The organism is Corynebacterium renale (assembly GCF_002563965.1).
Classification (GTDB): Bacteria; Actinomycetota; Actinomycetes; order Mycobacteriales; family Mycobacteriaceae; genus Corynebacterium; species Corynebacterium renale.
In genome coordinates this window covers 1288081-1309720 of sequence record NZ_PDJF01000001.1, presented here as the reverse complement: position 1 = coordinate 1309720, position 21640 = coordinate 1288081, and the positions used below count along the sequence as shown (strand labels likewise).

20 protein-coding genes and 1 tRNA gene are annotated in these 21640 nt (G+C 59.8%); 8 read left to right on the top strand and 13 right to left on the bottom strand.

The features are described 5' to 3' along the window. Positions 1–9 precede the first annotated feature (9 nt). Positions 10–1245 carry a cystathionine gamma-synthase gene (locus tag ATK06_RS06170; protein ID WP_098389019.1) on the bottom strand — a complete coding sequence of 412 codons (1236 nt, stop codon included), beginning with the start codon at positions 1243–1245 and terminating at the stop codon, positions 10–12. A gap of 155 nt (positions 1246–1400) precedes the next feature. On the opposite strand from ATK06_RS06170, the gene ATK06_RS06165 reads away from it, so the two are divergent. Beyond that, on the top strand, positions 1401–2414 hold the full coding sequence (locus ATK06_RS06165; RefSeq protein ID WP_231913532.1) for a mechanosensitive ion channel family protein: 1014 nt from the start codon (positions 1401–1403) through the stop codon (positions 2412–2414). Between the two features lie 21 nt (positions 2415–2435). Beyond that, positions 2436–2822, top strand: a complete 387-nt coding sequence (locus ATK06_RS06160; protein ID WP_048380086.1) for a globin domain-containing protein — start codon at positions 2436–2438, stop codon at positions 2820–2822. On the opposite strand, the gene ATK06_RS06155 is transcribed toward ATK06_RS06160, so the two are convergent. The 4 genes from ATK06_RS06155 to ATK06_RS06140 all read right to left on the bottom strand — a co-directional run bounded on the left by ATK06_RS06155 (position 2819) and on the right by ATK06_RS06140 (position 6618). Next, a complete protein-coding gene (locus ATK06_RS06155; RefSeq protein WP_053072743.1) occupies positions 2819–3469 on the bottom strand; it encodes a DUF8185 domain-containing protein in 651 nt (216 codons plus the stop codon). The genes ATK06_RS06160 and ATK06_RS06155 overlap by 4 nt on opposite strands. Positions 3470–3472: 3 nt before the next feature. After that, on the bottom strand, positions 3473–3919 hold the full coding sequence (locus ATK06_RS06150) for an acyl-CoA thioesterase (RefSeq protein WP_048380088.1): 447 nt from the start codon (positions 3917–3919) through the stop codon (positions 3473–3475). A gap of 155 nt (positions 3920–4074) precedes the next feature. Next, positions 4075–5745: an energy-dependent translational throttle protein EttA gene (ettA, locus tag ATK06_RS06145; protein ID WP_048380090.1), complete on the bottom strand. Its 1671-nt coding sequence runs from the start codon at positions 5743–5745 to the stop codon at positions 4075–4077. A 255-nt stretch (positions 5746–6000) separates the two neighbouring features. Next, positions 6001–6618 carry a single-stranded DNA-binding protein gene (locus ATK06_RS06140; RefSeq protein ID WP_053072744.1) on the bottom strand — a complete coding sequence of 206 codons (618 nt, stop codon included), beginning with the start codon at positions 6616–6618 and terminating at the stop codon, positions 6001–6003. 261 nt (positions 6619–6879) lie between these two features. On the opposite strand from ATK06_RS06140, the gene ATK06_RS06135 reads away from it, so the two are divergent. Next, positions 6880–7458 (top strand): TetR/AcrR family transcriptional regulator, encoded by a 579-nt coding sequence (locus tag ATK06_RS06135; RefSeq protein WP_048380091.1) that lies wholly within the window; start codon positions 6880–6882, stop codon positions 7456–7458. 57 nt (positions 7459–7515) lie between these two features. Here the strand turns inward: ATK06_RS06135 and ATK06_RS06130 are convergent, their stop codons facing one another. Continuing rightward, positions 7516–9576 (bottom strand): bifunctional copper resistance protein CopD/cytochrome c oxidase assembly protein, encoded by a 2061-nt coding sequence (locus ATK06_RS06130; RefSeq protein WP_098389018.1) that lies wholly within the window; start codon positions 9574–9576, stop codon positions 7516–7518. Positions 9577–9706: 130 nt separating this feature from the next. On the opposite strand from ATK06_RS06130, the gene ATK06_RS06125 reads away from it, so the two are divergent. Beyond that, positions 9707–9780, top strand: a tRNA-Arg gene (locus ATK06_RS06125). Positions 9781–9814: 34 nt separating this feature from the next. On the opposite strand, the gene ATK06_RS06120 is transcribed toward ATK06_RS06125, so the two are convergent. Next, positions 9815–10435, bottom strand: coding sequence for an LppP/LprE family lipoprotein (locus ATK06_RS06120; RefSeq protein WP_048380093.1), 621 nt, complete (start codon positions 10433–10435; stop codon positions 9815–9817). 67 nt (positions 10436–10502) lie between these two features. Further along, positions 10503–11405: a VOC family protein gene (locus tag ATK06_RS06115; protein ID WP_048380095.1), complete on the bottom strand. Its 903-nt coding sequence runs from the start codon at positions 11403–11405 to the stop codon at positions 10503–10505. A 335-nt stretch (positions 11406–11740) separates the two neighbouring features. Between ATK06_RS06115 and ATK06_RS06110 the strand changes: the two genes are divergently transcribed. Together ATK06_RS06110 and metE are read left to right on the top strand one after the other, a co-directional pair. Continuing rightward, positions 11741–12613 carry a methylenetetrahydrofolate reductase gene (locus tag ATK06_RS06110; RefSeq protein ID WP_048380235.1) on the top strand — a complete coding sequence of 291 codons (873 nt, stop codon included), beginning with the start codon at positions 11741–11743 and terminating at the stop codon, positions 12611–12613. Positions 12614–12728: 115 nt separating this feature from the next. Beyond that, positions 12729–14972, top strand: a complete 2244-nt coding sequence (metE, locus tag ATK06_RS06105; protein ID WP_048380097.1) for a 5-methyltetrahydropteroyltriglutamate--homocysteine S-methyltransferase — start codon at positions 12729–12731, stop codon at positions 14970–14972. 50 nt (positions 14973–15022) lie between these two features. Here metE and ATK06_RS06100 read toward each other — a convergent pair whose 3' ends face one another. Continuing rightward, entirely contained in the window at positions 15023–15478 is a 456-nt protein-coding gene (locus tag ATK06_RS06100; protein ID WP_048380099.1) for an Lrp/AsnC family transcriptional regulator, read from the bottom strand. A 137-nt stretch (positions 15479–15615) separates the two neighbouring features. On the opposite strand from ATK06_RS06100, the gene ATK06_RS06095 reads away from it, so the two are divergent. Next, on the top strand, positions 15616–16851 hold the full coding sequence (locus tag ATK06_RS06095; protein WP_098389016.1) for an NAD(P)/FAD-dependent oxidoreductase: 1236 nt from the start codon (positions 15616–15618) through the stop codon (positions 16849–16851). Positions 16852–16871: 20 nt separating this feature from the next. On the opposite strand, the gene ATK06_RS06090 is transcribed toward ATK06_RS06095, so the two are convergent. Continuing rightward, positions 16872–17171 (bottom strand): DUF4298 domain-containing protein, encoded by a 300-nt coding sequence (locus ATK06_RS06090; RefSeq protein ID WP_048380101.1) that lies wholly within the window; start codon positions 17169–17171, stop codon positions 16872–16874. Between the two features lie 44 nt (positions 17172–17215). On the opposite strand from ATK06_RS06090, the gene ATK06_RS06085 reads away from it, so the two are divergent. Then, a complete protein-coding gene (locus ATK06_RS06085) occupies positions 17216–18145 on the top strand; it encodes a DUF4300 family protein (RefSeq protein WP_098389015.1) in 930 nt (309 codons plus the stop codon). Positions 18146–18165: 20 nt separating this feature from the next. Here ATK06_RS06085 and efeB read toward each other — a convergent pair whose 3' ends face one another. The 3 genes from efeB to efeU are packed head-to-tail and all read right to left on the bottom strand — an operon-like array spanning position 18166 to position 21517. Next, positions 18166–19407, bottom strand: coding sequence for an iron uptake transporter deferrochelatase/peroxidase subunit (efeB, locus tag ATK06_RS06080; RefSeq protein WP_048380106.1), 1242 nt, complete (start codon positions 19405–19407; stop codon positions 18166–18168). Then, positions 19404–20588 carry an iron uptake system protein EfeO gene (efeO, locus tag ATK06_RS06075; RefSeq protein WP_048380108.1) on the bottom strand — a complete coding sequence of 395 codons (1185 nt, stop codon included), beginning with the start codon at positions 20586–20588 and terminating at the stop codon, positions 19404–19406. The genes efeB and efeO overlap by 4 nt, the downstream gene beginning before the upstream one ends. 32 nt (positions 20589–20620) lie before the next feature. Beyond that, positions 20621–21517: an iron uptake transporter permease EfeU gene (gene efeU / locus ATK06_RS06070; protein WP_098389014.1), complete on the bottom strand. Its 897-nt coding sequence runs from the start codon at positions 21515–21517 to the stop codon at positions 20621–20623. Positions 21518–21640: the final 123 nt, after the last annotated feature.

Below are 21640 nucleotides of genomic sequence, written 5' to 3'. Positions count from 1 at the left end.
AGTGTAGGGCTAAATGCGGTCTAAGGCCTGCTCCAGATCAGCGAGCAAATCCTCAACATCCTCGATGCCTACTGAGATGCGTACTAACTCGCGCGGGACCTCCAACGCAGAACCCACAGCAGACTGGTGCGTCATCGACGTCGGATGCTCCAGCAGGGACTCCACCCCGCCCAAAGATTCAGCAAGACAGAACAATTCCGTCGCCTCACAGAATGCTTTCGCCTTCTCTTCGGTTTCCAACTCGATGGATACCATCCCGCCGAAACCGCTCATCTGGCGGACGGCAATATCGTGGCCCTGATGACTCTTCAGGCCCGGGTAGTACACCTTCTTCACTTTCGGGTACTCCGCAAAGAATTCGGCCACCGCCTGCGCGTTCGCGCAGTGCCGATCCATGCGCACACCCAACGTCTTAATGCCGCGGTACACCAGGTACGCATCAAACGGGGATGGCACAGCGCCCACCCCGCCCTGGAGGAAGAGCAGCTCCGCGTCCAGTTCGGCGTCGTTGAGCACAAGGACACCACCCACGACGTCCGAATGCCCGCCCAGGTACTTCGTCGTGGAATGCAACACAACGTCCGCCCCCAAATCCAATGGGCGCTGCAGGTACGGGGAAGCAAACGTGTTATCCACGACCAACTTCGCCGGATGGTCCCCCATCGCATCCTTGACCGCACGTATATCGGTGATGGAAAGCAGCGGGTTCGTCGGCGTCTCCAACCAGACGACAGCCGTGTTATCCTGCAGCGAAGCTGCGACGTTCTCCGGGTTCGTGGTATCTACCACAGTGTGCTCGACGCCCCACTGGCTGAAGGTGACGTCGATAAGCCGGAAAGTGCCACCGTATGCATCATCACCGAGGACAATGTGCGAGCCCGGGCGCAGAAGGGCGCGCAAAATTGTGTCCGTAGCCGCCATGCCGGACGCGTAGGCGCGGCCAAAAGCGCCGCCCTCCAGCGAAGCGACCGCCTGCTCCAACGCCGTGAACGTGGGGTTTCCCACGCGCCCATACTCGAAACCGCCGCGCAACTGGTTCACACCGTCCTGCGCGTACGTGGTCGAAGCGTAAATCGGGACGTTGATCGCCCCCGTCTGCCCGTCCGGGGTGTAACCAGCGTGGATGGCACGGGTGTTCAGGCCGCCGCTGCGCTCAGCCTGGGCTTTCAAAGCAGCTTCACGACGAGCCGTAATCCCAGCATCCGCACGGTCAAAGTCAGTCTGGTGGGTGTGGTCATTCGACATAGGAGGCCTCCTTAGCGTGAAACAAATCGCACCAACCCTATCCCACAACAGACTAAGCGGTCCATTTGTGCGGGGAATTAAATTCATGCTGGGCGTATTGGCGGCCCCTGCGAAGATGTGGGCTTGTCGCTACTCTGGGAGAAGTTATGAATAGTATGCAAACCTTATTTTTCGCTCAAGAAAATTCAGACGGGGCTATCACTGAGCAAGTCAGTGACGCTACCCAAGAGGCCGTGCAATCGGTCACCAACTGGTGGGAATCAGACCTCGCCCGCGAGTGGCTGCTGACCAAGCCACTGCTTATCCTCATCACGGTCCTCATCGCGTCCGTGGCCCACTGGGCGCTGCGGCGTCTCATCGACCGGCTCGCCGAAAGCAAATTCACCAAGGTCAAAGAACGGCTTACCAACCGGAAACATGCGCCAGACGCCACAGAGCACGACTACGACCCTATGGCTCAAACCCAGGCCAAGCGGCGTCAATCGCGAATCCGCACGCTAGCGGCAGTCAGTAAATCCGCGGTAGCGATCTTCATCTGGGTCATGGCCGGCCTGTCCATCCTGTCCACAATCGGCGTGAACATCGCACCACTTATCGCATCCGCCGGTGTTGTCGGTGTTGCCCTTGGTTTCGGCGCACAATCCCTGGTCAAGGACTTCCTCAGCGGCATCTTCATGCTCATCGAAGACCAATACGGCGTCGGTGACACGATTGACGTGGGAGAAGACATCGTCGGCGACGTCGAAGACATCTCCCTGCGCATCACCACCATCCGCGACGTGGACGGTACCCTCTGGTACATCCGCAACGGCGAAATCCTCCGCGTGGGCAACTTCTCTGACCGCTACGCAATTGCCCGCCTCCAAATCCCAGTGGGCCTGCGCAACGACCCTGAGAAAACCCAGAAGGTCCTCTTGGACTCCGCGAAGGAAGCAGCCAAGAGCCCAGAAATCAAGGACTTCATCCTCAGCGAGCCCGAGCTCAACGGTGTCTCCGACTTCAACGCAGACTCCCTCTCCTACCGCATCAGCGTTACCACGCTGCCGGGCCAGCAGTGGGCTGTCCAGCGTTTCATGAACGGGCACATCCTGGCCGACATGCAGGCCAACGGAATTACCGTCCCTTACCCCAACGGCATCGGCATTGTCACTGGCAAAGAAGAAGCATAAAAAAGGGTAACCTGGGTGCCCATGCACCCACAGTCTTTATACGAGCACCTCGGCGACGACGTCTTCCAGGCGTTAGTCGCCGGTTTTTATGCCCGCGTCAAAGAAGACGACCTCATCGGCCCCATGTACCCGGACGACGACTGGGACGGCGCCGAATGGCGGCTCAAAGCATTCCTCACCCAATACTGGGGCGGGCCACGCGACTACTCCGAGCAACGCGGCCACCCCCGACTACGCATGCGGCACCAGCCATTCCCCATTACCCGCGACGCCGCCCTCCGCTGGCTGGAGATCATGGAAGCATCCATGGCTGATATCCCCGCAGACAAGCTTCCCGACGAAGCCCGCGCCGCCCTCCTCGACCACATGCAACGTGTCGCCGGGATGGTCATCAACACTGCCGGTTAAAACAGCGACAGCTTAGTGGAGTGATAGACGCTACCGAACGGCGCATCGAGGCGTGTCCACCGCCCCACAGTGGATACGCGCAGGAAACGAGGCACATCCATAGGCGCCGACCACCCCGGAATTAAGCCCAGCGAGCTGCACGCGAAGATCATACGCATAGGCACCTCCGCGGCTTTGTCACCACCTTTGACCGTGAGAACTGTCTGGTCGAGAAGGCTGCGTGGTGGCCCCAACGGGCCCGAAAACTGGCGGGCCAAATCCTGGCCCTGCTGCGAGAGGCGGGCTGCAACGTCCACGGGGATCTCGTCGAGAAGCGTGAAACCCGACGCCGGGGGCAAAGCCCCAGGCCACGAAGGATCCATCGGGGTGCCCAGATCAAGCTGTTGCGCGGTGGGTTCAGGCGATTCCACCCGCTGCAATTCCTGGGCCAAGCGCGACGCCGACACCACTGCCCCGTCGCGGGAGACCGCGCCACGGATGCGACGGCTAGCGACCACGTTAAAGGGGGTTGTCACGAAGACATCGATCGCGTCCCCTTCCAGACGCTGGAACCTGGCGTAGGCGGAAGCGTCGACACGCACCGCACGGTTAGCCAAAGTCCGCAGACCCGGCGCGCCGGCGGTGACAGTCAGGAACTCACCTGCCATCTGTTACTGCGCGTCCTGAGCAGAGTCTGCAACCTGGGTAAGGACCTTCTTCTCATCGCTTGTAATCGCGCGCGGCGCAGCCTTCTCCACATCGACGGCCACCTGCACGGTCTCCACCACACACGCGACGCGACCCTGGTGATCCTTAATCTCCTGGCGCGTGGTCAACGAGGTACGGCCAACCTCAACGACCTGAGATTCCACCGTGGCGTAATTCTGCGCACTAGGCAGCAGAGGCTTCATGAAGTCCACATCCAAATGGCGGACGACGAACGCAGGCACCTCCAAACCATGGGCTGAGAAACTATCGTTCGCCCACTGCAGGCGCGCTTCCTGCGCGACCTCAATGTAGTTAGCGTTCATCAGGTGCCCGTAACGGTCAAAGTCCGACCACCGCAACGGGATAGTTGCCACGTGGACGTGTTCGTTATTACCGGTCGGGAAGGTCATGAAAAACTCTCTTTCGCATGTGAGACAACGCCACCGACGGCGACGGAGGCTACTCGGGTGGCGATTAGTGCCCCATCATATACGTGTGGATACAAAAATGAGCGCTCTCCCCACACGGGGTAGAACGCTCACTGTTTCAGCCAAGCACGCTTACTTTAGCGGCTGAGCTTGCGGTGCGTGACGCGGGAAGGCTTCGCAGCTTCCTCGCCAAGACGCTCCACCTTGTTCTTCTCGTAGTCGCCGAAGTTGCCCTCGAACCAGAACCATTTGCCCTCTTCCACGTTGCCTTCCCAGGCCAGAATGTGGGTACAGGTGCGGTCCAGGAACCAGCGGTCGTGCGAAATAACCACAGCACAACCTGGGAACTTCTGCAGCGCGTTCTCCAGGGAACCCAGTGTTTCAACATCCAAGTCGTTGGTCGGCTCGTCAAGGAGGATCAAGTTGCCGCCCTGCTTGAGAGTCAGCGCGAGGTTCAGGCGGTTACGCTCACCACCGGACAGAACTTTCGACGGCTTCTGCTGATCAGCGCCCTTGAATCCGAAGGCGGACAGGTACGCACGCGAAGGCATTTCGTTCTGGCCGACGTGAATGTAATCCAGGCCGTCGGACACAACTTCCCAGACAGTCTTCTCTGGGTCGATGTTTTCGCGGTTCTGGTCCACGTAGCTGATCTGGACGGTCTCACCGACGGACACGGTGCCGGCGTCCGGCTCCTCCAGACCCACGATGGTCTTAAACAGCGTGGACTTACCCACACCGTTCGGGCCGATAACGCCCACGATGCCGTTACGCGGCAGGGTGAAGGAAAGATCCTTGATCAGAACGCGGCCGTCGAAGCCCTTGTGCAGGTTCTCCACCTCCACGACCTTGTTGCCCAGGCGTGGTGGGGTTGGGATCTGGATTTCTTCGAAGTCCAGCTTCTTGTACTTCTCGGCCTCTGCAGCCATCTCCTCGTAGCGTTCCAGACGAGCCTTGTTCTTCGCCTGACGTGCCTTTGGGGAAGACTGGACCCAGGCGAGTTCGTCGCGCAGGCGCTTCTGCAGCTTCTTATCCTTCTGGCCCGCGACCTCGAGGCGCTCGGCCTTCTTCTCCAGGTAGGTGGAGTAGTTACCCTCGTAGGGGTACAGCTGGCCGCGGTCAACCTCACAGATCCACTCTGCAACGTTGTCTAGGAAGTAACGGTCGTGGGTCACGGCCAGGACAGCACCCTTGTAGTCCTGCAAGTGCTTCTCGAGCCAGAGCACCGACTCGGCATCCAAGTGGTTCGTAGGCTCGTCGAGAAGCAACAAGTCCGGCTCGGACAGCAGCAACTTCGCCAGCGCTACGCGGCGGCGCTCACCACCGGACAGGTTGGTTACTGGGGCATCCGAAGGAGGGCAGCGCAGCGCTTCCATCGCCTGCTCAATCTTGGAGTCAACCTCCCACGCGTCGGCGGCGTCGAGAGCTTCCTGCAGCTTGCCCATCTCTTCCATGAGCTCGTCGGTGTAGTTGGTCGCCATCTCTTCAGCGATCTCTTCGAAACGCTGCTTCTTCTCGAAGATGTCGCCCAAGCCCTCTTCGACGTTGCCACGCACAGTCTTCTCCTCATTCAGAGGAGGCTCCTGCAAAAGGATTCCGACGGTAGCACCCGGGTCCAGGAAGGCTTCACCATTCGACGGCTGGTCCAGCCCAGCCATCAGCTTCAGAAGCGACGACTTACCGGCGCCGTTCGGGCCGACAACACCAATCTTGGCGCCTGGGTAAAAGGCCATGGTGACGTTGTCCAAGATGACTTTGTCGCCGATTGCCTTGCGCACATTCTTCATCGTGTAGATGAATTCTGCCATGTTTCCCCTCTTGTTTAACTCGGAGATAAGCCCACACCACGTGGACTTTTCAATTCATGTAGAGAGGTTACCGTAAGCAGAACATTCGTGGTAGCCACGCGCAGTTCGCCACGGCACACGGCACGTCGCAGCGCGACACCGCGAAGCGCGGCGCGGCACGGTGCGCAGATGCGACGGAGTGCGCCTTCCCCCGAATGCGCACTCCGCTGCAGAGCCTGTTGCGATCTCTGTTGCCTCCCCCGAAAGACAACACTTTTAGAACGGAGCTTCTTCACCATCCTCGGCCACGGCTGCCCCCGATGAACTGGTTGCACCGGCTCCCACACCAACGAGTTCACGCGCTTGGTCTTCCTGCACGGTGCCACTCTGCGATGCGGAGTCGTAGCCCCCAAACTGGGAATCTGGTTCCTGTTGTTCAGGTGGTGCCGTGAGATCCTTGTCAATCAACTCCTTATTGATGTTGATGACTGGCATTTCAACACCGTTATCTCCCACAGACTGCGTCACAATGGATTGGGCGCTATTGATCATGTGGCGGCTAAGGTCCATGCCCACGGAACGCGCACGGATGCGGATGGTACTGCGGTTTTGATTGGATTCCGGATCCTTCCACGAATCCGTGACCAGCACGCCCTGCACGATAACCGGCATGCCGCGTTTCAAACTGCCACGGCAGTTGTACGCGAGATCGCCCCAGGCGTCTACATCGATGTAGAGCTGGTCGGTGTAGCTCCATTGGGTGTCGCTGCCCTGCGCTTTATACGGCCGATTGGTGGCTACCCGCATGCGAGCAACGAATGCCCCGTTTCCTGTCCGCGTGAGGTACGGGTCCGCGGTGAGATTCCCCGAAATAGTGATGGGATGGTTAGACATAGTCCCCCTCCTGAAAAGTGTCGTGTCATGTCATCTTCCTCGTGCACGTGACTGTGCTGTGAGGAAGTAATTCCATCGTGGCCCAAGCCCCGACCAAAGTGGTGGGAAAGTTTTTGTGCCTGTGTATAACCCCCTATTTTTGGCTGGACCTGCATCACACCTGTGGATAACTTTGCGTTCATCCCAACCTGGAGCCGCATTGTGTGTCCTTTATGGAGGTGGCGCTACAGTGTATGATGTCCAAAAACGTGGGAGGCGCTGATGAAACAACGTCGTCGCGGGGCTGAACTCGAGCAAGCCCTCATGCAGGCAGCATGGAAAGAACTCATCGAAAGTGGTTATTCCAACATGACCATGGATGCGGTAGCTACTCGGGCACACACCTCGCGTGCTGTGCTCTATCGCCGTTGGTCAGACAAAGATGAGCTGGTGCGTGCCACCATCGATTATTTCCTGCAGTCCAACACTCTCAACCCCCAGGACACAGGTTCGCTGCGCGGGGACTTACTGGACTTTTACAAGCTAGCCAACTCCTTCGCTGATGATTCCTTCACGCTTCTTCGACTCCACCTCTCCGGAGTCGATATGGAGCCAGAGGACAGCGCCATCGCCGCAATTCTGCCCACCACCGCTTTCACTATTTATCGTCGGTGCATTGAACGCGCGATTGACCGAGGCGAAATACCGCCGGGGGAGGATTCCCGGTACAGGGCGCGTGCAGGAATTTCGGTACTTCGCGACGCCATGATTACCCACCGCGGCCCTGTGCCGGAGAATGTGCTCGAGGACATTATCGACGACGTCACCATCCCCCTCATTAAGCAAGACCACCCGCATTAACACTGCGCGCGTGTGTGCGGGTGGTCGTAGTGGCCTTATTCTCAGGGCGCATCCCTGTTATTCGCCGCGCCCTTGATTCATTTGGGCGAGCCACTGATTGTATGCGTCCATCTCATCATCGCCTTCGGCGTCCGCGTGGGCGTCGTATTCCTTTTCCTGACGCTTGTCGTCTTTACGCCATTGGTAGAAGAGGACGCCGAATACAACGACTAGCGGGAAGGACCCGGAAGCCCAGGCGATTCCGCCTCCGACTTTCTGGTCTTGCAGTAGGTCTGGGTTCCACGGGTGCCCGAGCTGCGAGTAGAAGTCGTAGGCGATGATGTCCGTCAATTGCATGAGGTAGACACCGAAGAAGAGGTGGAATGGCATGGAGAAGACCAGCCACATGAGCCGCACCATGGGGCTGCGCCGATTCGGGACGGGGTCCACGCCGATCATGTCCCAGAAGTAGATGTAGCCGGAGATCAGGAACAGGAAGTTCATGCCCACGTGTCCGCCGTGGTCCTGAACCAAGATTGGGTACAGCGGCGTGATGTACAGGAAGTAGAAGAAGGCGACGAACTGGATGGTGTTCACAGCGGGGTGCGTGATGAACGCGATCAACCGATTGGAGCACAGGGCCTGCACCCATTCGTGCATACCCGGAGTCCCCGGAGGTCCTGGGGGGACGACTTTCATAATCAGCGTCAACGGCGCGCCGAGTACCAGGAATACGGGAACCACCATGGTCAGACCCATGTGGACGACCATGTGCATGGAGAACAGGGCCATCATGTTCATGCCCATACCGGAGCTCATCATGACCGCAAGGGTGAAGCAGCCAAGCAGGAACCAGAAGGTCCGCATGGCCGGCCATTCTTCGCCGCGGCGACGCAACTTCACCACGCCATAGATGTACAGCGCGGCCAACACGATTGCGATGGCGGAAAACATGATGTCGAAGCGCCACATCGTCCACACGTTCCAGAACGTAGGTGCCTCGTAGAGGTCAAACCCGACCTTGATGGCCATGGGGCTCAAGTTGGGGTCGCGTGGCGGTGGCGGCGGGGTGCGCCCCATTGTGATTGCGATGCCCGTCACCGCTGCCATGATGGCCACTTCGACGATTGCTACTCGACGGAACGTGCCCGCGTCCCCACGCTTGAGTTGTGGGATCGCAAGCGAGCGGTGCACGTAGCCGAATACGCCGAGAACCACGACGCCCACCATCTTCGCCACAATGATCAGGCCATACGTACTGGTCAACCAGTCTTGCGGCTCGACGCGGATGAGTGCGTTGACGATGCCGGACGCAGCCATCACGATGATGGAAATGAGTGCCAGCGTGGAGTAGCGACGCACCGCCGTAGCCATACCGGGCCCAAGCCGGCGGCAGTGCGCGATGAGCGCCATGAGGCCGCCAACCCAGATGACCAGGAATACCAGGTGCCACAAGTAGGAATTGGTGCCGTAGTCATGGTCGCCACCGGACGCGGAGTGGCCTTCCATACCCAATGGGATGACGGACAGTATCGCGCCCACGAAAAGCAATGGCTGGCTCGACCACTTGTGGCTAAACAAGCCAGCGATGCCCACTACCCCGGCAATGAGCGCCACCCACAACCATGCCAAAGCAGTAGAAACCTGCGAGATCGCCACGGACCACATATCCGGTTGCAGGGTACGCGCGAACGGAGTTCCCGACACATCCGACAGTGTCAGCGGAATCATGAGCAGCGCAATCAACGCATACGCGATAAGCGCTACGGAGCCTGTGCGGGCGGCAAGGTGGCCGTCGACAGTTAACCTGGCCTGCAGGATCTTCCCATTGTCCTCGCCAGGCAGCCGTGGTGAAATCAAGAACGCAGACGCCAAGAATGAACCGACGGCAAGCGACACAACCATCCAGCTGGCGGCGCGGAAAAATGGCAGGCCAGCTGTAGTAAACCTACCCGGATCAGGGATGCCCAAGGCAGCGAGCGAATCAGAAAGGAAACCCCACGAAATACCCGCGCCCACCACACCTGCGATGAGCGCGTACAAAATATACAAAGGCCATGAAGACTTCACAGAAGGCTTCTCGACGTCCGAGGTTACCTTCGACCCCTGCACGCCCTTATCCGCTACCTGTTCAACCATATGGGACAGCCTACTTGCCACCCCGGACACCAGAAAACAGTGTTGTTCGAACACCGGAGAGCAGGTCATATCCAAGCCCACAAAGCGATGGGTTAAGATATGAGCGCTAATGCAATCATGCACTAGCATTGCCCCCATAGCTCAGTGGATTAGAGCAACCGGCTTCTACCCGGTGTGTCGCGGGTTCGAATCCTGCTGGGGGCGCTTTTATTTTTACACCAAAAGTAAGCGGCCGTAACTACTTCAGGCCACTCACATCCACCTGGATTCCAGCCTCGTTAGCTTCATTAGGTAGTAGATTCTCCACCACCGCTAGCTGGCCTTCGCCAGCAACCTGGAAAGTCGCTGTTCCTGGAATCGTGGTGGCCGCAGCGCGCGGGCCAACGAGTATTTCGTAGGAAACCTTGACCGTAGTGCTGGTTAGCCGCTCTACTGCGACAATTTCTTCCTGCAGCAACGGCGCCGGCGCCGTAACCGGAGTTCCGTGTGTAAAAAAGACGACGCCCTGGCGCTGCGAATTACCTGGCCCTACCCCGCCGGCGATGACAGACCAACTCAGTTCGGCGCATGCATCGAAGTGGTCGTCGATAATGTCGAAGGTAAGCTGCTGCTCACCCCCATCGACAATAGGAAGTTGCGATGCAGCATACAGGGGGTTCGACAGGGATGCATCGCACTGCGGTTCATCCGATTCGACAGGGGCGTCGCCCTGCGCGGACGATTCAGATTCCGCGGCACTTAGATTCGTGCCGGTAACGCGTGGGGCGGGAGCCGGCTGATTATCTGGCGCGCCCCCACAACCGGAGAGCGCGAACATCCCGGCTGCAAGCCCTCCCACCACCCACTTAGCCGTTCCCATCGTCACCACGCCCTTCGCACCATTAACCAACTCTTGTCACGGTAACAAAACGGCGTAGCCCAAGGATTTAAGCAGCCACTTTTACCCGGATTACCGAATCCCACGGGTCGTTGAATTCGAGGGTGCGGCCGTCGTCACGCGTGGCAATACCGTGGTCTTTAAGCCGCTCCGCTAGGGCGCCGCGTGTGTCCTCAGTAGGGACGTCAATGTCTACCCGACCCAAGCCGTACGTAGCTGCGCGCGGCCCGGCACCTGCGGAGTTAAACACGTTGAGCCCGATATGGTGGTGGTATCCGCCTGCGGAAACGAAGACGACAGTGTCCAGTTCACCGGTCACTTCGAAGCCCATGATGCCGGCGTAGAAATCTCGAGCCTGGGCTACGTTTCCCACCTGTAGGTGCACGTGCCCGAGCGTCGAGCGTGCTGTGCCCAAAGCTGCTTCGTCGAGGTGATCGTGCAGGTACTGGTTCGGATCCATCGCGAGGGTGGCTTGGGTGTACAGGCCGTTATCCTCCTTGCGCCACTGCTCCTTGGGGCGATCAATGTAGAGTTCCACGCCATTTCCTTCGGGGTCTCCAAAGTAAAAAGCCTGCGAATAGATGTGGTCGCCGGTTCCCTGGAAGGAGCGCGGGTAGCGGCGGGCCACGTTGTACACCGCTGCCGCGAGGCTGGCGTGGTCGTGGTAGACGATTGCTGTATGAAAAAGTCCGGCGCCGCGCGGATCAAAAGGCGGCAGGTCAGCAACCTGTTTAAGGATTACAGAAGGCTCCCCGCCATTGCCTAGAACGGCGGTGGCACCGTCGTGCGAAATGACGTCGAGAAGCATTCCTTCGTGATAAAAATTCAACACGGTGTCGAGGTCGCGCACGAGGAGTTCGACGGCCCCCATGGCGGTTTCTGGGGCGAGGAGATCCTCGGCAGGCCGTGGCTTGAGGGAGCTTGGGTGTGGGTTCTGCGGGAAAATCGGCATTGCATTCCTTCATTTGAAGTTTCAAGTACTTACACCCTACAACGCTTCTGAAGGTTCACCTATTCCGGCCCCGCAAGACCCCTTCACCCACCTCGCGCGGACAATTTAATTCAGACCTTTTATGCGCCAAAAGCCCTGGTCAAAGCCGCTATGGAAAAATCGCACCTATAGACAGCTCTGTTCAGATTTCTACGCGCTGTGCTACCTTTCAAAACCAACGTAACGCAGAGCCCTGCAACGTACATCTTGAAGAAAAGGACACCGCCATGTGCGCAACAGCACTGGCCGCCTCGGACAAGATTGCGGGTGACTCTGCAATCTTTTCGCGGCAGGCCATGAACACACAGAAATGGGCACGCCTCGCGCTCTCATTCGAGGTCATCCCGCCCCGCAACCCCGACGACCGTTCCAAAATGGACCACGTCGTGGAAACCCTGACCGCTTACAATCCCGACTACATCGCCGTCACTTCCTCCCTGCGCTCCCGTTGGCTGGAAGGCACAAGCGCCCTGGTCAAGCACCTCACTGAACACTCGCGCGTCCGCCCACTGGCCCACTTGGCCTGCACCGCGGGCACCGAAGCGGAAATCCGCGACGGGGTTCAGGAGCTTATCGACGCCGGCGTGCGCGGCTTCCTCGCCCTCCGCGGGGATCTCCCCGAGGGCTTGGACCGACTGCCGGAGGGTTACCTGCAACACGCAACGGACCTGGTGGCGTCGATACGCGAGCTAGAAAGCGAGCAGGCCTGCCGCTTCGCCGGCGGCAACCTGGCCGTCGGGGTGGCGTGCTACCCGGCCGGACACGCTGAATCAGAGAACTGGGAAGAAGACATCCGCATCCTGAAATTGAAGCAGGATACGGGCGCAGACTTCGCCATTACCCAGATGTACTTCGACGTCGAGCAATTCGCCCGGATGCTCACCGACGCCCGCGCAGCAGGGGTGACCATCCCGCTCATCCCGGGGATCATGCCAGTGACTTCGCTGGCCCGGGCTGAGAAGATGGCCCAGCTCTCCGGGTTCGAACTCCCCTCCCACATCCGCGCAGCCCTCGAAGCTGCCGGCCCGGAGAACGAGTACGAGGTCGGTATGGAGCTCACGGCTCAGCTTGCGGCGCAATCCCTGGCTGCCGGAGCCGGCGGGCTGCACATCTACACGCACAACCATGTGGATGTGACCGTCGATCTGCTCGACCGCATCACCACCTAAACCTTTCCCATACTTTCACCGCTTGCACCGGGAGCCCCCGCGAAAAGCTACCTCAACTGCTGCATATCCAGTGGCGCGCACGCGTCTGAGCAGCACCTATTCAAGGAGATTTCCCATGACTTTCCCACAGGTCACCATTGAGGGCTACCCCCGCGTCGGAGCCCACCGCGAACTCAAGAAAGCCCTCGAAGCATACTGGGCGGGCCGTATCGACGAAGCCGAGTTCACCAAGCAGGCGCATGAACTTCGCCTAGCCAACTACGACAAGTTGAAGAACCTGGGCCTGACCGAGGACTACGCCATCCCAGCCGACGTAGCGTACTACGACCAAGTTCTGGAAACCGCCCTGACCACGGGCGTTCTCCAGGCGAAGGACCTGACCGAAGAGTTCACCCTCGCCCGCGGCAACGCGCAGACCGCACCGCTGGAAATGACCAAGTGGTTCGACTCCAACTACCACTACCTGGTGCCAGAGATCGCCGACCAGGAATTTACCCCGAATCCTGAGCGCATTGTCGCCCTCTTCGAGGAAGCGCGCGCTGCCGGCCACACCGTCCGCCCCTACCTCGTCGGCCCGATCACTGTCCTGGCCCTGGCAAAGGGGGACGACCGTTTCTCCCGCGCCGCTGACCTGGCTGCCGCTTATGCAACGGTTCTTGAAGCCCTCGACGCTGCCGGCGCGCAGTGGGTTCAGCTGGCTGAGCCTGCACTCGTTGCAGACCACGACCTTCCCGACGCCGAGCTCGCAGAGCTGGCTTCCCAGGTCTACGGCACCCTGCTCAGCGCAGAAAAGCGCCCACAGGTGCTGGTTACCAGCCCATTCGGTGCACTCCACGCAGGCCTGGATGCGCTCGCTGCAGCTGCCCCGGAGGCACTGCACGTCGACCTCTCCCCTGCCACTCTGCGCACAGAGCCTGATTACCCTGCGCGCGTCGCCGCGGCAGTTCGCCCTGAGACGGTGCTCGTTGCTGGGCTTATCGACGGCCGCAACATCTGGCGCGCCAACCTCACCGAACGCGCCAGCATTCTGGACGGCCTCCGCGAGAAGCACGACAACGTTGCAATCTCTACCACCACGTCCCTGCTGCACGTCCCGCACACCTTGGAACTGGAATCTAATCTCCCGGCTGAGGTGAAGCCATGGCTGGCTTTCGCTGATGAGAAGATTGGTGAACTCGTTGCGCTACATACCCGCGACAAGGATGCTTTCGCCCGCGCTGACCAGGTAGTTCGCGATCGCGCAGAATCTACCCTCACCACCAACCGTGAGGTACAGGCTCGCGTGGCCGGCCTGACTTCCCAGGGCGTGCAACGCCAACCGGCTTTCGATGAGCGCAAGAAGGCCCAGCAGGAGAAGCTGCACCTTCCGACTCTGCCAACCACCACCATTGGTTCCTTCCCACAGACCCAGGAGATCCGCCAGGCGCGTAAGGAATTCCGTGCCGGCGAGATCACCGAAGAGCAGTACACCGAGCGCCTGAAGCAGGAAGTTGCCGACGTCATCGCACTGCAGGAAAAACTGGGCATCGACGTTCTGGTACACGGCGAGCCTGAGCGTAACGACATGGTCCAGTACTTCGCAGAGCTTCTCGACGGTTTCATCTCCACGGAGAACGCCTGGGTCCAGTCGTACGGCTCCCGGTGCGTGCGTCCGCCGATCATCTACGGCGACGTTTCCCGTCCCGCAGCCATGACTACTGAGTGGTCCGGTTACGCGCAGTCGCTGACCAACAAGCCGGTCAAGGGCATGCTCACCGGCCCAGTGACCATCCTGGCATGGTCCTTCAAGCGTGACGACATCTCATGGGCAGAATCCGCTAACCAGATCGCCGTCGCTCTCGCTGATGAGGTCCGTGACCTGGAGGCCGCGAACATTGACATCATCCAGATCGACGAGCCTGCCCTGCGCGAACTGTTGCCGCTGCGCGCAGACAAGCAGAAGGAATACCTGGACTGGTCCGTGCAGTCCTTCCGCCTCGTCGCAGTGGAAGCCAAGCCGACCACGCAGATTCACACCCACCTGTGTTACTCGGAGTTCGGCGAGATCATCGACGCCATCGCTGGCCTCGATGCGGATGTGACCTCCATCGAGGCTGCGCGCTCCAACATGGAACTGCTCACCGACCTTAACGACAACTTCCACTCCGACATCGGACCTGGCGTGTGGGACATCCACTCCCCACGTATCCCGTCCGTGGAAGAACTCGTCACCTTGATTAAGGCGGCGCTGCGCCACGTTCCCGCAGAGCGGCTGTGGGTCAACCCAGACTGTGGTTTGAAGACCCGCGGGTACGCAGAAACCACGGCGTCGTTGGAGAACCTGGTTGCTGCACGTAACCAGGTAGCAGAACAACTCTAAACCTCACGGGATTAAGGAGGGCAGCGGTTTTTACCGCTGCCCTCCTTTCCTTATATATGGGTTCCATCTCCGTGCTCGAAGATCAGGGATGTATTGGTTTCTGAAACCTCGGGGCGCGAGCTAATCACTTCGGAGACAAAGTGCCGCACCGCCTGGGCCCCGGTGCCTTTCATGTGCACGACAAAGTCCACGTCGCCGGCGAGAAAGTACACGTGCTCCACGCCCGGCAGGGTGCGCAGGAAGGTATAGAACGAGGTGAGACCAGCACGCGCAGAGGATTGGAGGCGGATTTTCACCAGGGCTTCCACCCCGTCAGCTGTTACCGCAGGGGCGGTTTCTGTGGTGAACCGGGTAATCACTTTAGCGTCGATAAGCGCCTTTAAGCGGCGGTGAGCTGTGGATTCGCTGACCCGAACCCTGGTGGCCAGCTCTGCGATGGGAAGGCGTGCATTGTTTTTGAGTTCGCGAAGTATGGAGCGATCTACCTCATCGAGCGGACGATTCATGCACCCTCCCAGCGCTTCATAACGGTTTCTTGCAATCTAACCCGATACGCGGCGGATTCCAGCACTTTGCTAGCCAGGACACATTTTTTAGGCGATAGTAGGTGAATCACAATCACACTTTTTTAAAGGAGGGACACATGGCAAAAGCACTCGTCGTAGGCGCTGGCATGACCGGCCTATCTACCGCGTGGTACCTGCAGGAATACGGATACGAGGTAGAGGTGCTCGACCGCATCGGCGTGGCCGCCGGATCCTCGTGGGGCAACGCCGGCTGGCTCGCGCCCGGCAAGACCATCCCACTGTCGAACGCCGGACTGTGGGCATACGGGCCGACCGCGCTCCTCGACCGTGACGCCGCCCTCAACGTCCCTACCCGCATCGACCCCAACCTGTGGGTGTTCGTCGCCCAGTTCATGGCACGCGCAAACCAGCGTTCATGGGACAAAACCATGGCCGCGCTGACCCCGGCGGACAAGGCCGCACTGGGAGCCTTCGATGAGCTTATCGACGGCGGCGTCGACGCAGTCACCCACGAAGGTCCCTTCATCGTCGGCTTCGAGAAGCCAAAAGAAGCCAAGGGATTCCTCGACGAAGTCGAAGGTGCCATCCGCCACGGCCAAGACATCCCGTTTGAGGAAATCTCCAACGCCGACGCCCTCGAATACGCGCCCATGCTCAGCGACCGCATCCAATCCATCTACAAGATGGGCGGTCAGCGCTACATCGAACCCATGATCTTCTGCGAAGCCATCGCAGACTCGATCCGCCAGCGTGGCGGCACCATCACCACCGGCGCCGAAGTCACCGAAGTCCGCTCGACCCGCAAACCTGCAGTCAAGCTAGCTACCGGCGAATGGCTGCCTGCCGACGTCGTCGTGATCGCTACCGGTGCGTGGATGCCAAGTTTGGCCAAAGACCTCGGTGTGCGCACCCGCGTCCAAGCCGGCCGCGGTTACTCCTTCACCGTCGCCACGGAGAAGGAAGCCAAATACTCCGTCTACTTGCCAGCAACGCGCGTGGCGTGTACCCCGGCGCCGTCGCGAGGCCGCTTCCAGATCGCCGGCACCATGGAATTCCGTGGCCCCGACGAGCCCTTCCAGCCGCGTCGCGTGGAATCCATCATCAAGGCCACCAAACCGATGTTTAAGGGCATCGACTGGACCGATATCGAAGACGAGTGGGTAGGCTCCCGTCCAGTCACCCCGGACGGCCTGCCACTAGTCGGCCAGACGAAGGTTCCCAACGTATACACCTGCGGTGGCCACGGCATGTGGGGCATCATCCTCGGCCCCATTTCCGGCAAGATGCTGGCCAAACAGATCGCCACCGGCGAAGTCGACGACATCATCAAGCCGTTCGACCCGCTGCGCTAAACGGTAGGGCGCGGAGCGGTTTAATCCCCCGCGCCCTCATATTCTTTGACGATCTCGCCGGCGACCTCGGCAATTTCCTTGACCGCGTGGTAGAAGGAACCCATCTCGTTCCACACCCCATCCTCGGAGAAAAGGCCCACCGGTTCGTCGCTAAACGTGTGAAAATCGTCTTGCCACTGGGTTTCGTAATACTCAATTAACGGCGCTAAAGTCTGCCACCCGTCACGCAGCTGGTCGGCCACTAGGGCTAGCCGTGCGTTTGTATCCGTGATGCGTTCTAGGCGCGCATTGTTGGCCTGCACTCTTTCGGGAAGTTCCATAAAAATCAAGAATACTGGCCTGGTCCGCGTGCTAGCGTGAGACCATGAAACGTCACACAGCATTGTCACGCATTACCTGGGCAGCAACCGCAGTAACCTGCGCAGGGGCTCTTCTGCTGAGCGGATGCGCCGGCACAGATTCCACCCCGTCAGAAACCACCACCGCAGCGACAACGAGCACCACCACGCAAGCCACCGAAGCCCGCACCAACGCCGACATCATCGAAGCACAGGAACCCGGCACCACCTTTGCCGTGCACAGTCCTGAAACCGTGGACTTCGTGGCAACAGCACTCCAGGAAGCTGGTGTGCCAGAAGACGCGATCGCAGGCTTCCGCTCCTGGGCAGAAAGCTACGCGGAGGCCATCCCCTACGACGCCATTGACGATCCGCAGAATTACCAGACGGGCGTGGCCGTCGAAGCCCTCCAACAGGAAAACCCCCGCTTGGTCAACTGCCGCATGCTGACCTACCTGCTGGCCGGGCACACGATAGACGTCGCACAGCCGGAAGGCGCCGACACCTCCGGCCTGTTCATGGACCACGAGCAGATGGACCGCGAACCCGCCCTGTTCACCGGCGCCGACCGGGACAGGTACAACGCCATCTACGGGCGCATCGCCGCCAGCCACGAACCCAACGAAGCAGAACTGGCTAGCACCATCACCGAATACCAGGCCGAGCACGGCATCACGTTTGCCGAAGACAAAATCCTGCCTATCGACGTCTACCTGCACGACACCCTGGACCTCGAAGCCTTCCTCTTCATCGGACACACCGGCCTAGCTATCCCCTACCAGGGCAAGTACCTCTTCCTGGAAAAATTATCCTTCGAAGAACCATTCCAGGCCACCTGGTACGACCTTCCGCAGGATATTGTCACGGTTGTGCGCGACCGCTACGATGACTCCGAAGCGACAAAAGGTGCCGCCCCGATTGTCACGGTAAGCGGCACCTATTTCCCCGGAAACTAGTTCAGTAACTAGCCCAACAACTAGCCCAGTAGCGTCTGCCCGACGAAGGTATCCCCCTCGCGGATACCCGGCGGGCAGATGAACATGCCCGTCGCGGTGTGCTGGAGATACTCGGTGAGCTGGTCACCAGCCATCTTGGACAAGATGTTGATGAAGTTCACCTGCGGGTCACGCACGAACGCGATGAAGAACAAACCAGCATCGAGGCGCCCCAGGTCCGTGAGGCCCTCGGTGTAGTTGTACCCGCGGCGCAGCATGTGCGCCCCGCCGTTATTGTCCGGGTGGACCACTGCCAGGTGCGAGTCTTCGGCAATGTCCTCGGTGGAAAAGTCCGGGTGCGTGAACTCTTCTCCGCCGGATAGCGGTGCGCCCTCAATTTTGTTGCGCCCGATGATGGTTTCCTGTTCGTTGAGCACCAGCTCGTCCCATACTTCCATCATCATGTGAATCTTGCGGAAGCACAGGTAGGAGCCACCGGCGGCCCAATCGCCTTGGTCGTCGCCGGGCTGGATCCACACGTGGCCGTCGAGAAGCTCAGCGGGATCCTCCCCTTTCAGACTGCCGGTGCCATCCTTGAAACCGAAGAGGTTGCGTGGCGTTTGCTGGTCTTTCGACGTCGACGAGGTGCGCCCATAACCCAACTGCATCCAGCGCACCGACGCGGTGCCGAACGCGATGCGCTTGAACTGGTGCATCGCGTGCAAAACCACCATCGGGTCCTCGGCGCAAATCTGAACGACGAGGTCGCCGTGGGACTTCGCCGGATCGATTTTCTCCGCAGCCATCCGTGGAATGCCAGCGGCCAAAATCTCCGGGCACTTGTCCGCGATCCCGTACCGGTCACCCTTCTCGGGGTGGTTGAACAGGGTTGCGCCGAAACCGAACGTGATGGTCAGCGCGGCCGGTGCAAGGTCCATGGCTTCGCCGGTGTCGTCCGGAGGGACGTCGTCGCGCGCTTTTGGATCGTTGACCAGCTCACCGGCCTGCATGCGCTCAGCGGCGAGGGTCCACTTCTCCAGCAGGTCGATGAGGTCTGCGCGGCGGTCGGCCACCATGTCGAAGGCGACCATAATCATCTGCTGCTGTGCCGGCGTGACGATGCCCGACTGGTGTTCGCCCCGGAAATCCACGGCGCCCATGAAGACATCCTCCGCCTGTGCCTGGGAACGGCCCAGGCCGAAACCGCCCGCCGCTACACCGGCAAGGGCGCCCAGACCTGCGCCACCTAACAGGAGTTGACGGCGATTTACCTGGGGGCTCATGACAAGACAGCCTCGGTGAGCTTAGCCAGTGGGACGCGCAGGGCATCGACGTAGTCGGAGAGCTGGCGACGCTGCGCTTCGTCCAGCTTCTCGTAGGAGACGTAGCCCTCGCCTTCCTTGTACTGGTCGAGTTCCTTCTCCAGGGCGGTGAAGCGGGCCTCGATGGTATCAGCCAGCTCTGGATCCTTCTGCTTCGCAATCTCCTGGACGTTGCCGTACGCCACGCGTGCGCCCTCGACGTTCGCCTGGAAGTCGTACAGGTCAGTGTGGCTGAAGGCCTCTTCTTCTCCGGTGATCTTGGTGGTGGCTACCTCTTCGAGAAGGCCAATTGCACCGTTAGAAATGTCGGAAAGCGTGATCTCGAAGTCATCGGCGTACACCAGGTCATAGAGTTGCTGGGTGTCCTCGACAAGCTTGTCGGCAAGCTTCTGGCGCTTAGCCTCGTCCCAACCGGTGAAACCTTCTGGGCGCCACAGATCCTTTTCGATTGGGTGCCAGCCGGTCCACTCGCGGTTAGCGGTGTCGTCAGCCTCTTGGTAATCGGCTTCACGTTCGTCCAGAGCTGGGTCGATGTCGCCGAAAGCCTCAGCAGTGGGCTCGATGCGCTCGTAGTACATACGCGCCGGCGCGTAGGCTGCGCGTGCGGCGTCGTCGTTGCCGGCTGCGTAATCCTTAGCGAAGGCCTGGGTTGCTTCAAGCAGCTGACCAGCCTGGTCGCGCACGTAGGCGGTGTAGTTGACAACCGCCTGGTCGATGAGTTCCTGTTCATCAGCGCTGACGGCCTCGCCGGAGCCCTGGGTCACGGTGAACGGGCGAACGTCGACAAGCGATCCCACCATGTTCTTCTTGCACGCAGTGTAGTAGTTGCCAGGCTGCAGGAGCAGAGTGTAATCGGTGGTGGTACCTGGGCCCAGGTTCTCACGTTCGCCGACGATACGCAGCTTATCCTCGGCCAAGATTTCGAACTCGTTGCGCACGGTGCCGGCATTCTTCAATGTGAAGGCCACACGCCCTGATTCGACCTCATTCACATCGATGCCACAGGTGGTGTCGGTAATTTCCACCGGGATAGCCTCGCCGGATGCGGCCTCGGTGCTGGCGGGCTCGTTAGCCACGCAGCCAGACAGGACCAGCGGTGCAACTACAGGGAGCAAAACTAGGGAGAGATGACGCTTGCGCATGGTGAGCGTTCCTTTCAAAAATGTGGCCGACCTTAGGCCGGTTGTTGGGCAGGAGCAGTGGGGGCGGCAGTTGCTTCACGACGTTTCCGGGGACCCTTCTTCACGTTCCAGAAGAAGAGCACCAGCATGATGCACAGGTACACTGCCCAGCCCGCCAATTGGAGGTGAGTTGGCGAAAGATTGAACTGGAAGATTGCTTCCAGCAAGACGAACCACCAGGCATCCGGGTGCAATCCCGGAATGTGGCCGTCGAAATACGGCGAAAGGTCGTAAACCCAATTCCCCCAACCCGGAAGCACGCTCGCCTCCTGGAGGTCGCCAATGCCGTAGCTCAAGATGCCGGCGGCAACGAAGATGAGGAAGAAGGCGGTGACTTGGAAGAAGAGGCGCAGATTGATGGCTACCGCGCCCCGGTAGATCAGCCAGCCGATGACGATGGCAACGACCAGACCGGTGATAACACCCAAGGTCGGCGCAACGAAACCACCTTGCGCGGTGGCCTTGACTGTGGCCCACACGAAGACGGCGGTTTCCAGGCCTTCGCGCCCTACAGAGATGATGGCGATCCAGACCAAAGCCCAGCCGCTCGAACCGTCCGCGATGGCAGCACCGGCCTGATCTTTCAGACCTGCTACGAGGGCAGATGAGCTTTTGCCCATCCACACGATCATCCAAGTGACCATGCCTACAGCCACGAGGGAAAGGACCCCGCCAAGGATCTCTTGGGCCTGGAAGGTCAAGGTGTATGGGCCCCATGTCATAAACGCGCCCGCGGCCAGCGGCAGAATGGCGGCGACGACAACGCCGAGCCAGAGCTTGGGCAGGACATCCCGGCGCCCAGCCTTCGTGAGGAATGCGACGAGCACGCCCACGATGAGGGCTGCTTCGACGCCTTCACGTAAGGCGATGAGAAAGTTTGCCAAGAACACGGTTCCGGCCTTTCAACGATAAAGATTCATACATCCGGTCCGTTGACCGGCACCTCTAAGACTACGCTTAGGCTCACCTTTCCCAAATATTACCTTTGCAAGGCCAGCCTAACCTTATGATTT

What these genes read in the sequence shown, in the direction of transcription:
- ATK06_RS06170 (WP_098389019.1), bottom strand. Translation starts at nt 1,245, where the DNA reads ATGTCGAATGACCACACCCACCAGACTGACTTTGACCGTGCGGATGCT.
- ATK06_RS06165 (WP_231913532.1), top strand. Translation starts at nt 1,401, where the DNA reads ATGCAAACCTTATTTTTCGCTCAAGAAAATTCAGACGGGGCTATCACT.
- ATK06_RS06160 (WP_048380086.1), top strand. Translation starts at nt 2,436, where the DNA reads ATGCACCCACAGTCTTTATACGAGCACCTCGGCGACGACGTCTTCCAG.
- ATK06_RS06155 (WP_053072743.1), bottom strand. Translation starts at nt 3,469, where the DNA reads ATGGCAGGTGAGTTCCTGACTGTCACCGCCGGCGCGCCGGGTCTGCGG.
- ATK06_RS06150 (WP_048380088.1), bottom strand. Translation starts at nt 3,919, where the DNA reads ATGACCTTCCCGACCGGTAATAACGAACACGTCCACGTGGCAACTATC.
- ettA (WP_048380090.1), bottom strand. Translation starts at nt 5,745, where the DNA reads ATGGCAGAATTCATCTACACGATGAAGAATGTGCGCAAGGCAATCGGC.
- ATK06_RS06140 (WP_053072744.1), bottom strand. Translation starts at nt 6,618, where the DNA reads ATGTCTAACCATCCCATCACTATTTCGGGGAATCTCACCGCGGACCCG.
- ATK06_RS06135 (WP_048380091.1), top strand. Translation starts at nt 6,880, where the DNA reads ATGAAACAACGTCGTCGCGGGGCTGAACTCGAGCAAGCCCTCATGCAG.
- ATK06_RS06130 (WP_098389018.1), bottom strand. Translation starts at nt 9,576, where the DNA reads ATGGTTGAACAGGTAGCGGATAAGGGCGTGCAGGGGTCGAAGGTAACC.
- ATK06_RS06120 (WP_048380093.1), bottom strand. Translation starts at nt 10,435, where the DNA reads ATGGGAACGGCTAAGTGGGTGGTGGGAGGGCTTGCAGCCGGGATGTTC.
- ATK06_RS06115 (WP_048380095.1), bottom strand. Translation starts at nt 11,405, where the DNA reads ATGCCGATTTTCCCGCAGAACCCACACCCAAGCTCCCTCAAGCCACGG.
- ATK06_RS06110 (WP_048380235.1), top strand. Translation starts at nt 11,741, where the DNA reads ATGAACACACAGAAATGGGCACGCCTCGCGCTCTCATTCGAGGTCATC.
- metE (WP_048380097.1), top strand. Translation starts at nt 12,729, where the DNA reads ATGACTTTCCCACAGGTCACCATTGAGGGCTACCCCCGCGTCGGAGCC.
- ATK06_RS06100 (WP_048380099.1), bottom strand. Translation starts at nt 15,478, where the DNA reads ATGAATCGTCCGCTCGATGAGGTAGATCGCTCCATACTTCGCGAACTC.
- ATK06_RS06095 (WP_098389016.1), top strand. Translation starts at nt 15,616, where the DNA reads ATGGCAAAAGCACTCGTCGTAGGCGCTGGCATGACCGGCCTATCTACC.
- ATK06_RS06090 (WP_048380101.1), bottom strand. Translation starts at nt 17,171, where the DNA reads ATGGAACTTCCCGAAAGAGTGCAGGCCAACAATGCGCGCCTAGAACGC.
- ATK06_RS06085 (WP_098389015.1), top strand. Translation starts at nt 17,216, where the DNA reads ATGAAACGTCACACAGCATTGTCACGCATTACCTGGGCAGCAACCGCA.
- efeB (WP_048380106.1), bottom strand. Translation starts at nt 19,407, where the DNA reads ATGAGCCCCCAGGTAAATCGCCGTCAACTCCTGTTAGGTGGCGCAGGT.
- efeO (WP_048380108.1), bottom strand. Translation starts at nt 20,588, where the DNA reads ATGCGCAAGCGTCATCTCTCCCTAGTTTTGCTCCCTGTAGTTGCACCG.